At 64.6% G+C, this 12,015-nt stretch carries 13 protein-coding genes; 10 read left to right on the top strand and 3 right to left on the bottom strand.

Annotated features, from left to right (window positions below; genetic code table 11):
* Nucleotides 1-61 precede the first annotated feature (61 nt).
* Complete coding sequence (locus PUN71_RS06965) at nt 62-616, bottom strand: hypothetical protein (protein ID WP_277797829.1); 555 nt, start codon at nt 614-616, stop codon at nt 62-64.
* Nucleotides 617-950: 334 nt separating this feature from the next.
* Here PUN71_RS06965 and PUN71_RS06960 point away from each other — a divergent pair, with 334 nt between their 5' ends.
* Complete coding sequence (locus PUN71_RS06960; protein ID WP_277797828.1) at nt 951-2,159, top strand: aspartate transaminase; 1,209 nt, start codon at nt 951-953, stop codon at nt 2,157-2,159.
* Nucleotides 2,160-2,203: 44 nt separating this feature from the next.
* Nucleotides 2,204-2,899, top strand: a complete 696-nt coding sequence (locus tag PUN71_RS06955; protein ID WP_277797827.1) for a 4-carboxy-4-hydroxy-2-oxoadipate aldolase/oxaloacetate decarboxylase — start codon at nt 2,204-2,206, stop codon at nt 2,897-2,899.
* Between the two features lie 134 nt (nt 2,900-3,033).
* Here the strand turns inward: PUN71_RS06955 and PUN71_RS06950 are convergent, their stop codons facing one another.
* Together PUN71_RS06950 and nac are read right to left on the bottom strand one after the other, a co-directional pair.
* Nucleotides 3,034-3,276 carry a hypothetical protein gene (locus PUN71_RS06950; RefSeq protein ID WP_277797826.1) on the bottom strand — a complete coding sequence of 81 codons (243 nt, stop codon included), beginning with the start codon at nt 3,274-3,276 and terminating at the stop codon, nt 3,034-3,036.
* A gap of 139 nt (nt 3,277-3,415) precedes the next feature.
* Complete coding sequence (gene nac, locus PUN71_RS06945; RefSeq protein WP_277797825.1) at nt 3,416-4,351, bottom strand: nitrogen assimilation transcriptional regulator NAC; 936 nt, start codon at nt 4,349-4,351, stop codon at nt 3,416-3,418.
* Between the two features lie 394 nt (nt 4,352-4,745).
* Here nac and PUN71_RS06940 point away from each other — a divergent pair, with 394 nt between their 5' ends.
* From PUN71_RS06940 to PUN71_RS06905, 8 genes are all read left to right on the top strand, one after another.
* A complete protein-coding gene (locus PUN71_RS06940; RefSeq protein WP_277797824.1) occupies nt 4,746-5,531 on the top strand; it encodes a LamB/YcsF family protein in 786 nt (261 codons plus the stop codon).
* A gap of 2 nt (nt 5,532-5,533) precedes the next feature.
* On the top strand, nt 5,534-6,259 hold the full coding sequence (locus PUN71_RS06935; protein ID WP_277797823.1) for a 5-oxoprolinase subunit B family protein: 726 nt from the start codon (nt 5,534-5,536) through the stop codon (nt 6,257-6,259).
* Nucleotides 6,256-7,269, top strand: a complete 1,014-nt coding sequence (locus PUN71_RS06930) for a 5-oxoprolinase subunit C family protein (protein WP_277797822.1) — start codon at nt 6,256-6,258, stop codon at nt 7,267-7,269. Before PUN71_RS06935 ends, PUN71_RS06930 begins: the two co-directional genes overlap by 4 nt.
* Before the next feature lie 142 nt (nt 7,270-7,411).
* Complete coding sequence (locus PUN71_RS06925) at nt 7,412-8,173, top strand: SDR family oxidoreductase (RefSeq protein ID WP_277797821.1); 762 nt, start codon at nt 7,412-7,414, stop codon at nt 8,171-8,173.
* Between the two features lie 64 nt (nt 8,174-8,237).
* Nucleotides 8,238-9,179: a 2-hydroxyacid dehydrogenase gene (locus PUN71_RS06920; protein WP_277797820.1), complete on the top strand. Its 942-nt coding sequence runs from the start codon at nt 8,238-8,240 to the stop codon at nt 9,177-9,179.
* A complete protein-coding gene (locus tag PUN71_RS06915) occupies nt 9,176-9,946 on the top strand; it encodes an SDR family oxidoreductase (RefSeq protein WP_277797819.1) in 771 nt (256 codons plus the stop codon). The genes PUN71_RS06920 and PUN71_RS06915 overlap by 4 nt, the downstream gene beginning before the upstream one ends.
* Nucleotides 9,946-11,016: an L-idonate 5-dehydrogenase gene (locus PUN71_RS06910; protein ID WP_277797818.1), complete on the top strand. Its 1,071-nt coding sequence runs from the start codon at nt 9,946-9,948 to the stop codon at nt 11,014-11,016. Before PUN71_RS06915 ends, PUN71_RS06910 begins: the two co-directional genes overlap by 1 nt.
* Nucleotides 11,013-11,585 carry a gluconokinase gene (locus tag PUN71_RS06905; protein ID WP_277797817.1) on the top strand — a complete coding sequence of 191 codons (573 nt, stop codon included), beginning with the start codon at nt 11,013-11,015 and terminating at the stop codon, nt 11,583-11,585. Before PUN71_RS06910 ends, PUN71_RS06905 begins: the two co-directional genes overlap by 4 nt.
* Nucleotides 11,586-12,015 lie beyond the last annotated feature (430 nt).

Genomic DNA, 12,015 nt, shown 5'->3' with positions numbered 1-12,015 from the left:
CCGCAAGGGACAACGGGATGAAGGACGGCGGGCAGCGGATCAGCCGGGACGATCATTGCGGCTAAGCCACGCGCAAGCCCACGCCCCTGGTCACTTTGCGGATCTCGTCGGATTTCAGGCCGCTTGCCCCGGCAAGTTGGTAGTCGTCAAGCAGTCGGGATTTCCTGGCCAGGGCCAGTACCTGCGTGCGTTCTTCTTCTGCGGCACTCCGGGTGCCCTCGGCTGCCGCCAACTCCGCGGCCAATCCTGCAATGAGGTCCAGATGGCGGTTTCGGGTTTGGCCCGACGGGTACAGCTCGCCGCGTGCCAGCGCGGCAGACCGGATACTGGCGGCAGGCACGCCCGCGGCCTGTGCGACGGCGGCAACCTTTACGCCGTCACACACGGCCTGGGCAACGCAGTCACCCAGCTCGGCAGTGAGGGCACGCACCCGGCTGGACCGGAGCGCGATAGTCGTCCGCAGCTGGGCCAGCATGGCCAGGGCTTGCTGGGCGCGGGCAGTGGCTGGGTCCGGCTTCGGCACGCCCCGGTACCGGTAAGCGGCCACGCCGGCCCCGCCCGTCCCGGTGCCGGTCGTACGCGCAAGTATCCGTTCCTGAATCTCTCTACCGGGCACCTTTGCTCCTTGTCTTTCGTTGCCGGTGTCTCCATGTCAACGCGGCTTCCCAGCGGCAGGGGCACCTTCCCGCCGTTTGTCCCGGCGGACTGGAAGGAACATGCCGGGCGCCGGCGCTGTGCCTTCCTCAGGTCTCTCCGCCCTGCAGGTTACGCCGCGGGCAAGCCTGGGAGGCAATACCGAAAGTGCGTGGAGCAATACGCGAAAGTTCTGGCCTGCTCCGTCATAAGGGCTGCTTATCTGTCCACGCACTTTAGGTCTTATCCAAGAGCACGGCTCCTTCCCTAGGCTCGAATGAACCACCCTCATCCGTACCGGAAGCCTGGAAGAGAACATGCCTGAATTCGTGCCCGCATCACGCGTTACCCGTATCAAATCCTCACCCAGCGTTGCCGCGGCGGCCCGCGTGCGGGAGCTCAAGGCCGAGGGACGCCGGATCCTGGACCTGACGGTCGGCGAGCCGGATTTTGATACACCGCAGCACATTAAGGACGCTGCCATCGCAGCCATCGGCCGGGGTGAAACCAAATACACGTCGGTGACCGGGACCCCTGAATTGCAAAAGGCCATCCTGCAGACGCTGCAGCGCAAAACCGGCCTGCAGTACGCGCCCGGTGAGATCACCATCGGCGGAGGCGGCAAGCAGGTCATCTTCACCGCATTCATGGCAACACTGAACCAGGGCGACGAGGTGGTCATCCCCGCACCGTACTGGGTCTCCTACCCGGACATGGTGCTCGCCAACGAAGGAACCCCTGTGATCGTTTCCTGCCGGGAGGATACTGGTTTCAAGCTCACCCCCACGGCCCTTGCCGAAGCACTGACGGAGCGCACCAAGTGGGTCATTCTCAACACGCCCTCCAACCCCACCGGAGCGGTGTACTCCCGTGAGGAACTGGCCGGACTGGCCGCCGTCCTCAAGGACTATCCGGCCGTCTACGTCCTCACCGATGAGATCTACGACGAGATCCACTTCGGCGATGAGCCCATCACCAGTCTGGTGGCCGTTGCCCCCGAGCTCAAAGATCGGGTGCTGGTCACCAACGGCGTTTCCAAGGCCTATGCAATGACCGGATGGCGCCTGGGCTATGCCGGTGGGCCGGGGCCCCTGGTGGCTGCCATCAACAAGCTGCAGTCCCAGATGTCCTCCTGCCCGTCTTCCATCAGCCAGGCGGCTGCTGCCGCGGCACTTAGCGGAGACCAGGCATCCGTCCGCGAAAGCGTGCAGGTATACCGCGATCGGCGCGATGCGGCAATCACCGGGCTGAACGCCGTCAAAGGCCTGCAGTGCGCGACGCCGGATGGCGCCTTTTACGCCTACGTCAACTGCGCTGGGGTCATCGGCAAGACGACGCCCGATGGCAAGCAGATCACCAACGACGAGGACTTCACGCTGTACCTGCTGGAAGCAGCGTCTGTTGCCGTTATCCAGGGTTCGGCCTATGGACTGAGCCCATACTTCCGGATCTCCTACGCCACCGGCCTGCCGGTGATCGAGGAATCCATCGCTGCCATCGAAAAGGCCATCACGGCGCTCGCCTGACCCAACTATCCCCTTGCCTACGCCTTCCAACAACAGGAGCACCAATGATCCACGTCAAGACCAAATTCGACCGGCCCTCGGAGGACGCCATTCAGCGTCTTTCCAAGTTCTCCTCCGCCACTGTGCACGAGGCGCAGGGCCGCAAGGGGGCACTGAGCTCGAAGATTAAGCCTATCGACCGCAGCATGTCCTTCTGCGGACCCGCCGTCACCGTGGTCTGTGCGCCTCGGGACAACCTCATGCTCCAAGTGGCCATTCACTACGCCCAGAAGGGCGACGTTGTACTGGTCTCCGCCGGTGAGTACGAGGAAGCCGGAACGTTCGGCGACGTACTGGGCAATGCAATGAAGGCGAAAGGCCTGGCCGGAATGGTCACCGACTCCGGCGTCCGCGACACCAAGGACCTGATCGAACTCGGATTGCCGGTGTTCTCCGGTAGCGTCTGCATCAAGGGGACCGTCAAGGAAACCATTGGGCCTATCAACCATCCCCTGGTGTTCGGTGACGAGATTGTCTACCCTGGCGATGTCCTGCTGGGTGACGCCGACGGTGTGGTGGTGGTCCGCAAGGACGAGATCGAGGAAGTCATTAAGCTGTCCCAGGCACGCGTGGATGCCGAGGACGACCTCATCCGCCGCTACAAGGAGGGCGGCACTACCATCGAGCTGTGCAAGCTCACCGATGTGCTGAAGGCCAAGGGGCTGCTGGTCGAGGATGCTGAACTGCAGCCTGCGATGTAACTCGTTAGTTGCTGCGTAGCGGCCGTCATGACAACCTCGTTGTGACGGCAGTTACGCAGCAACTCTCTTTAAAACCAAGAGGCCCGGGTTCTTTTCGGAACTCCGGGCTTTGCCTCTTGCTTCTCTCGTGCTGCTTAGTTCATGCCGGGCAGGAGATAGGCCGGCGGACCCACCTGCGAGTCGTCCAGGTACCACATGGTGGAGCCGCTCCTGCCCGGCGGCATCATGCTTCCCTCGAACACGAACACCGGCTCCGCGGACGGGCCGTCCTCCGGGCGCCAGAAACCGTTGGTGGGGCAGTGCGAACCGGTGCTTGCTTTGAGCTGGATTCTTCTTTCCGCAGTTTTCCGGTATTGCAGGCTGGTGATCTTTTTCATGGTGGGCTCCGGGAAATTTATTGCCGAGGTGAACGCTGTTTGAGCGGACCTTTATGGCTTTTATCCTAGGACTTCGGTTGGGCCCTGAATAAGACAAAACAAAAGTGCCCTGATAAGCCTCCCTTATGGTGCCGTCCGGTCAGCGACCGGGAATGGTCGGGTATTTGCTACGGAGCATTTCCTGGAGCATTTCCTTCAGTACCAGCAGGACCGCTGAACCGGCCTCGGACAGGGGCTCATGGTCGGGGGTGCACAGTGCGATTTTGCACTGCAGCGCGGGTTCGACGATCCGCAGGACCCGGAAGTCCTCCTCATGAAATAGGGCATCCGCTGCCGACTTGGGCAGGATGGTTGCCCCGAGGTCCATGCGCAGCAGGCGGGTGAGGGAGGGGACCGATTCCACTTCGCCCACCAGCTTCAGCTTTAGGCCCTTGCTTTCGATGCCTTTCTGGACCACCTGCCGGAGCGTGTGGATTTGTTCGGGCAGGAAGAGCCCCACGGCAGCCGCCTCCTCCAGGGTGATGGTGTCCGCTGTGGCCTCTACCGGGAGTTCCCTGCGGGAGTTCACAATCAGATACAGGTCCTCGATGATGAGGGTGGTGAACTGCACCCCGCGGATGGGCCCTGGTTCATAGATGAGGGCCATGTCCAACCGGCCGTTCTTGATGGCCTCGCTGAGCACACCGCCGTAGATCTCGGTTAGGTGCAGGACGATGTCCGGGTACCGGCGGCCCACTTCGCTGATGATCCGGGGAGTGAGGCTTGAGGCCATGCTGTACGGAGCGATGGCAATGGAGACGCGCCCCGAGGGGGCAGCACCTGAAGCTGCCACATCTATCCTGGCCTGCTCCACGAGCCGCAGGATGGTCTGCGCATGCCGGTACAGGGTATGGCCGGCGGCGGTGGGTTCCACGCCTTGCTTGCTCCGGATCAGGAGCCGCTGTTTCAGCTCCGTTTCCAGGGAGGACACCTGCTGGCTCAGGGCGGGCTGGGCCACGTGGAGGGCGGCGGCCGCCTTGGTAATGCTTCCTGAGTCGACGATCTTGACGAAGTACGCCAGCTTCCGGGTGTCCATAGCGCTCCTCTTTCAGCGGGGACGGCACAGCATGCGGGGTCATACGTTGGCGCTATGGCGGGACAGGCATTACGTCTTTGTGTGATCCGAGTCTCGGGCATAGGTTAATTGCAGATGACTTTCCAATGACCAGAACATTCTATCCCCGCCAAGCCATCGCCGATTTTGATGGCTGCATATGATTCGTGCATAAGCCGGGGTAAGAGTTTATTGGCAGCATCATTGCTCCAGTGACGAAACAATAGTCCCTTACGTTCATTGGGGCGATGGCAATAGCACCGGTGAAGGTCATATTTGTTCCCTATAGGGGGATACCGCATTCGTCTTTGTGTGGCTCGGATTCCGATGCCACACTCATTTACACCCGCAGTAACCCGGCAGAGAGAGGCGCGTAATGCCCACAGTTGATCTCGTAGCGGATCTTGGTGAAGGTTTTGGTGCCTACTCGATCGGTGACGACAAGGCCCTGCTGGAGATCGTGTCCAGTGCCAACATCGCCTGCGGCTTCCACGCAGGGGACCCCGACATCATGGACGCCACGGTGGCCGAATGTGTCAGGAAGGGAGTTGGCATCGGCGCCCATCCGAGCTTCCCGGACCTCCGCGGCTTCGGCCGACGGGCCATGGACCTCACTGCCGACGAAGTCCGCACCGACGTCATCTACCAGCTGGGAGCCCTGTCAGCGTTTGCCACTTACCACGGCGGTTCCGTCTCCCACCTTGCCCCGCATGGCCGCCTGGGCAACCTGGTGGCGACACGCGCCGATTATGCGGGAGCAGTGGCGGATGCCGCCGTGCGCGTGGATCCCGCCCTGATCATCCTGGCGCAGGATGGTGAACTCGCCACGGCTGCCGCGGAGCGCGGCCTGCGGGTGGCCATCGTCGGCATCGCGGACCGCGCCTACCAGGATGACGGCACACTGGTGCCGCGCAGCGAGCCCGGCGCCGTGATCCATGACCCCGCCGTCATCGTCGAGCGCACCGTGCGGATGGTACGTGAGGGGCTGATCGAGACTGCCTCTGGCAGGGACATCGCCATCCAGGCAGACACGGTGCTGCTGCATGGTGACAACCCTGGCGCCGTCGAACTGGCCCGCCTGATCCGCAGCGAACTTATTGCCGCGGGCGTCACCATCGCCCCGTTGGCAGAGGTGCTCGCCGCAAAGCAAAAGGTGTCCTGACGATGACCACTACGACAACGCCCACAGCGCTGGATATTTTCGAATCCGGTGACGCCGCCCTGCGCGTGGTGGCACGATCGGGTGACGCGGAAGCGAACTGGTCCACTGTCCACTCCCTCGCCGGCTGGCTGGCCACGGCCGGCGTCGACGGCATTTACGGCGCCGTTCCCACCTACGACTCCGTCCTGGTTGAATTCGACCCCTACCTCACCTCCGCGCGCCAGGTCCGGGCGTTCGTTCTCCTGGGCATGCGCCAGCTGGACTTCACCGGCACCGCCATGCGGGAACCGCGCCGCTTCGAGGTGCCGGTGGTGTACGGCGGGGACTACGGGCCCGACCTGGACCGCGTGGCGGAACACCAGGGCCTGGACGTTGAGGACGTCATCGCCCGGCACACGGCCAAAACTTACGTCATCCGCTGCCTGGGGGCGCCGGCAGGATCTCCCATGATGGACGGACCCGACTTCCCGGTCCCCGTGCCCAGGCTCAAGGACCCGCGGCTGTCCGTTCCCGCGGGTGCGGTGTCAGTTGCCGGACGCCAGGCGGTGATCGCGCCCGCAGTGGCTCCGGGTGGCTGGTGCGTCATCGGGCAGACCCCTTTAATAGTCCTGGACCCGGCACGCGAACCCTTGGTGCCTTATGTTCCGGGTGACGAACTGCGCTTCTACCGCATTCCCGCGGAGGACTTCGGAAACTTCGCGGGCCAGTTCCTGGAGGCACGGCCATGACCGGGTCACTGATCATCCTGCAGCCCGGCCACTCCGTGGTCACCGACCTCGGCCGGACGAAGGGTCCGGCGTTCGGGCTGCCGGTTAACGGGGCCCTAGACCAATTCTCGGCCAAGGCCGCGAACATCCTTGCCGGCAACGAAGACAACGACCCGCTACTGGAACTCACTGCGCTGGACTTCCGGATGCGCGCCACAACCGACCTGCTGATCGCCGTCACCGGAGCGCCTCTGGACCTCACGGTGGGCGGCCGCGAATGCCCGCAATGGGAGCCGGTGTCCGTCCGGGCCGGCGAAGTCGTGGCCGTTCGGGGAATCCGGACCGGGCTGCGCGCCTACATCGCCGTCCACGGATCCTTCACGGTCCCCAGCCTGCTCGGCAGCTGCGCCCCTGACACTGTCGTGGGCTTCGGACTGAAGCTCGCCGAGGGCTTCCGCTTGGAAACCCGGAAGACCACAGCGCCCATCACCCAGCCATACTTTGGCCTGCCGCTGTTCCGGCTCGGGCTCACCAAACCCGCCTTCACCACCAACCCGGTCATCAATGTCACGGACGGGCCGGACGTGGCGGAATTTGGTGACACGGCGGACCTGCTGTTCACCACGGAGTACACCGTGAGCCCCCGCAGCAACCACATTGGGCTCCGGCTCGGTGGTGCTCTTCCGGAGCGTCAGCTCACGTCCGAAGTGCTCTCCCGCGGTGTTCCGGTCGGGGCCATCGAGGTCCCGTCCCGGGAGGAGCTGCTGGTGCTGCACCGGGGACGCGGCGTGACGGCGGGCTACCCGGTCCTGGCGGTAGTCACGAGCCGCTCACTGGACATTCTGGCGCAAGCCAGGCCCGGACACACCATCACCTTTAGAAAGACCGGCGTGGCTGAAGCAACAGCCATGCACCGCGCCGCCTGCCTTGAACTGGACAGGCTCCGGAACACTATCAACACAGTCTTCGGACTCCTCGGCATCGGCGCCGGCCAGCGCTGGCATGAACTCCCCTCAGCGTCAGGAGCCTGATCATTATGAACGCTTTTCCCACCGCCAAGGACAGCGCCCACGAACCGCTGCGCGATCCATAACCCCTGCCAACCCGGGCTCCTACGTCCAACCCATTGCCGAACACAAAAGCCCGCCCGAATTCCACCACTTTGGAGTACCAATGCCTTTTTCTGACTACACCACCGCCCTCGTCACCGGTGCATCCACCGGCATGGGCGCCGCCATCGCCGAGCGGCTGGCTAAGCGCGGCCTCACCGTCCACGCGGTGGCCCGCAACGAGGAACGCCTCACCGAGCTTGCCGACCGCACCGGAGCAGTCCCGCACGTGGTGGACCTGACCGACACCGCCGCCTTGTCCGCCGTCGTCAATGACCTGAAAGTGGATGTCCTGGTGAACTGCGCCGGCGTCTCGAGGCCGGGCAACATCCTGGATTCCTCCGAGCAGGACATCGATGAACTCATCGACGTCAACCTTCGCGGGCTGCTGCAGCTGACCAGGCTGGTGCTGCCCGGCATGGTGGAACGGGATCTCGGCCATGTGGTCAACATCAGCTCCATCGCCGGTACCTACAACTTTTACGGCCACACCGTTTACCACGCGACCAAGGCCGCGGTGCACCAGATCTCCCGCCAGCTCCGCAACGACACCGTGGGCAAGCGGATCCGCATCACCGAAATCTGCCCAGGCCGCGTGGAAACAGAGATCTTTGGCCGGAATATGGGCGGCAGCCCCGAGGCCATGGAAGAAGCCTGGCAAACCTACTACGAAGGCTACGAGTCGCTGACCACCGACGACATCGTCAACGCCCTGGACTACGCCATTGAAACCCCGCGGCACGTAAACGTGGGCATGCTGGAACTCATGCCCACCTTCCAGGTCCCCGGCGGCCTCACCTTCGACCGCCGCGGGGACTCCGACTAAAGCCACCCCGCGACGCCCAAACCCGGGAACTACCTTTCCACCGCCCAACCGATAGGCCCTCACGATGCAGTTAGTACGAACCATTAGTTTCCCGGACCCCCAGCTCCTGGCTGACCTCTCGCCACTTCCCAAAGGCCTGCGGGGCGTGGTGTGGGACATGAAGGACGAACCGGGGGAGGAGCTGGGTGGAATCGACGGCGTCATCCTGCCGTACATCGACGCGGGGGCAGTGCTGGGTTCCCTTGGGGAGGTCCAGGACCTTAAGTTCGTGCAGACTCAGTCGACAGGGTACGACGGCGTCCGCGAGGCTGCCGGTCCGGGTGCCGCGGTGGCAAACGCCTCAGGCGTCCACGCAGCTGCCACCGCTGAGCTGGCCGTGGGGCTCATTCTGGCCAAGCTGCGGGGCATCGACCAGGCCGTCAAGGACCAGCAGATTGAAAGCTGGAAGCCGCAGCGCCGCCAGTCCCTGGCGGACCGCAAGGTCCTGCTGCTGGGCATTGGGGGCATCGGCAAGGAACTCGCCCGCCGTCTGGAGCCCTTCGAAGTCACCATCACCCGGGTGGGAAGCACTTCCCGCACTGACGCGGACGGGCAGGTCCACGGCCCGGACGAACTGGTGGCCCTTGCCGGGGACCACGACATCCTGGTTTCCGTCCTGCCGCTGAACGACAAGAGCCACCACCTGGTGGGCCCGGACGTTCTGGCCGCCCTGCCAGACGGCGCCCTTGTGGTGAACGTGGGCCGCGGCGCAGTGGTGGACACCGACGCCCTGACCCGGGAAGTGTTGTCCGGCCGCCTGCAGTGCGCCATTGACGTCGTCGATCCCGAACCGCTGCCCGCTGGCCACCCGTTGTGGTCCGCGGAAAACGCGCTGATTACCCCTCACATTGGCGGTAATGCCTCAGCCTTTGAACCACGGATCCTCAAGCTCCTGAAGCGCCAGCTTGAGGCCCTCGCCGCCGGCGAAACGCCGGCCAACCTCGTCCAGCAGGGGCCGTTCGCATGAGCGCCCTTTTTGATCTGACCGGGCGGGTTGCCCTGGTGACGGGTTCGAGCCGGGGTATCGGTTCGTCCCTGGCTCGGGCGTTGGCTGATGCCGGAGCAACGGTAGTGCTCAACGGCGTCAACCCCGAGCGGCTGAAGGAAGCCGAAACGGCGCTCGCGGCCGATTATCCGCCCGGCCGGGTGCACAGCATTGCCTTTGACGTCACCGACGGAGACGCCGCCGCCCGCAGCATCGCCTGGATCGAAGAGAACGTGGGTCCGCTGGAGATCCTGGTGAACAATGCCGGGATCCAGCACCGCGTGCCGATGCTGGACCTGGACGTCGCGGACTGGGAACGGGTGCTCTCCACGGACCTGACCAGCGCGTTCCTGGTGGGCCGCGAAGCCGCACGCCACATGATCACCCGGGGCCGGGGCAAGATCATCAACATCTGCTCCGTCCAAACGGACCTGGCCCGGCCAACGATCGCCCCTTATGTGGCGGCGAAGGGCGGACTGCGGAACCTCACCCGCGCCATGACCGCAGAATGGGCAGCCTCCGGGCTGCAGATCAACGCCCTCGCTCCCGGCTACATCCACACCGAAATGACCCAGAACCTGGTCGACGATGAAGAGTTCAACTCCTGGATCCTGGGCCGGACCCCGGCGCACCGCTGGGGCACCGTCCAGGACCTCGCGGGCCCGGTGGTGTGGCTGGCATCGGACGGGTCGAACTTCGTGAACGGGCAAACCATCTTCATTGATGGCGGAATGACGGTGGTGGTCTGATGACTCTGCAAACTGGGAACCTTCCTGCCTCCGGCCCGGCCCTGGTGGCGCACGCCGCTGGTGACCTGCGCATCGACCAAGTGCCGCTGCCCCAACCAGCGCCCGATGAGGCGGTGGTGGAGGTCGCGTTCGGAGGGATCTGCGGCTCGGACCTGCATTACTGGTTGCATGGTGCGGCCGGGGAGTCGATCCTGAAGGCCCCGCTGGTGCTCGGCCATGAAATTTCCGGGACCGTCGTCCGGGCCGCGGCTGACGGGTCCGGCCCGGCCGTGGGCAGGGCCGTCGCCGTCCACCCGGCCACCCCGGGCCCAGGGGCCGCCCGGTACCCGGCGGACCGGCCCAACCTGTCCCCGGGCTGCACCTACCTGGGCAGCGCGGCCCGCTACCCGCACACCGACGGCGCGTTCAGCCGGTACGTCACCCTGCCGGTGCGGATGCTCCGGCCCCTCCCGGCAGGCATGGACCTGCGCACCGCGGCCCTGATCGAACCGGCGTCCGTCGCCTGGCACGCCGTGAACCGCGCCGGTGACGTCCGCGGAAAGAGCGCGCTGGTCATCGGCTCCGGGCCTATCGGGGCCCTCGCCGTCGCCGTCCTCAAACGCGCCGGCGCGGCCCGGATCACCGCCGTCGACCTCCATCCCAAGCCCCTGGAGATCGCCAAGGCCGTCGGCGCAAATGAGGTGATCAACGCCGCCGATACCGAAGCCATCGCCGCCGTCGAGGCCGACGTCGTGATCGAATCCTCCGGCAACCACCACGGCCTCGCCTCCGCCATCAACGGCGCGGTCCGCGGCGGCACCGTGGTGATGGTGGGCCTGCTGCCCACCGGAATGCAACCCGTCCCCATCTCATTGGCGATCGCCCGCGAACTGGATCTCCGAGGCTCGTTCCGCTTCAACGACGAGATCGACCAGGTCATCGCCGCCCTCGCGGACGGGTCCCTGCACATCGAGCCCGTCATCACCCACCAGTTCCCGCTGGCCGACGCAGTGCACGCCTTCGACGTAGCGAAGGACTCCACAGCCTCCGGCAAGGTCCTCCTCAGCTTCAGCGACGGGGACGTTCAATGAGCGGGCAGCTACCTCCGCTGGTGGTGATGGGGGTCTCTGGTTGCGGGAAGTCCACCGTTGGCGCCCTCCTGGGCCAGCGTCTGGGCAAGCCGTTTTTCGATGGCGACGACTTCCACCCCGCAGCCAACAAGGAAAAGATGGCCGCCGGGATTCCGCTCACGGACGCAGACCGGGAGCCGTGGCTGGGCCGGCTGGGGGAGTTGCTTGCAAGAAAGGAGGCCGGCGGCGGGGGAGTCCCGCCGATTGTGGCCTGTTCGGCATTGAAGCGCCGGTACAGGGACTTGTTGCGCAATTACGCCCCGGATGTTGTCTTCATCCACTTGGTTGGCACTCCCGACACTATCGGCGCCAGGATGGACGCCCGTTGCCATGAATTCATGCCGCGCACGCTGCTGGACTCCCAGTTCGCTGCGCTGGAGGAGCTGGAAGGGGACGAGGCCCATGTGATTGGCGATATCACCCAGCCCTTGGACGTCCTGGTGAAGTCGCTCGAGCTGAAGCTGAAGTCTGCGGATGCGGTCACGGTTGGGCCAAAGGCGCCGCTTCCGGGAGCCGCCCAAACTGCCTGAAGTCGGAACAGGTTTCCTCCCCGGCTCAAGCCGCCGATCCCGTGTCACACTTCGCGCCCCAACCCCCTCTCGAGGCCTCTCTCCCACCTGTATGACCGTGCCGATAATGGACCTTCCGTCGCACTGCAACTATGGCCCTGGTTGCGCGGAGGCACGCCCAGCTATCTCGCCGGGCGGAAAGACGTCAGCCGGTTCTCGTGGACTTCTTGGCACGACTGGCATCTATTGTTATGGCGGCCTTCCGGGGGGATTTACTCTCCAACTGGCCGTCGTGATGCAGCGCCAGTGGGCGTGCAAGTTGCGTCATTGCGGTTTTCAAGGAGTGTGTGAACAATGTCAACACTCTTCGTCTTGGACTGTTGTTCAGAGCTATCGTATTGCTCCGGATTCCGCATGTTTCACCGGCTTCCCAGTGTTTGCACGGCCAGGA

The organism is Arthrobacter sp. NQ7 (assembly GCF_029581595.2).
In the GTDB taxonomy this organism is placed as follows: domain Bacteria; phylum Actinomycetota; class Actinomycetes; order Actinomycetales; family Micrococcaceae; genus Arthrobacter; species Arthrobacter phenanthrenivorans_B.
Note: the sequence above shows the minus strand (reverse complement) of the source record. Positions and strands in the feature narration are given on the sequence as shown.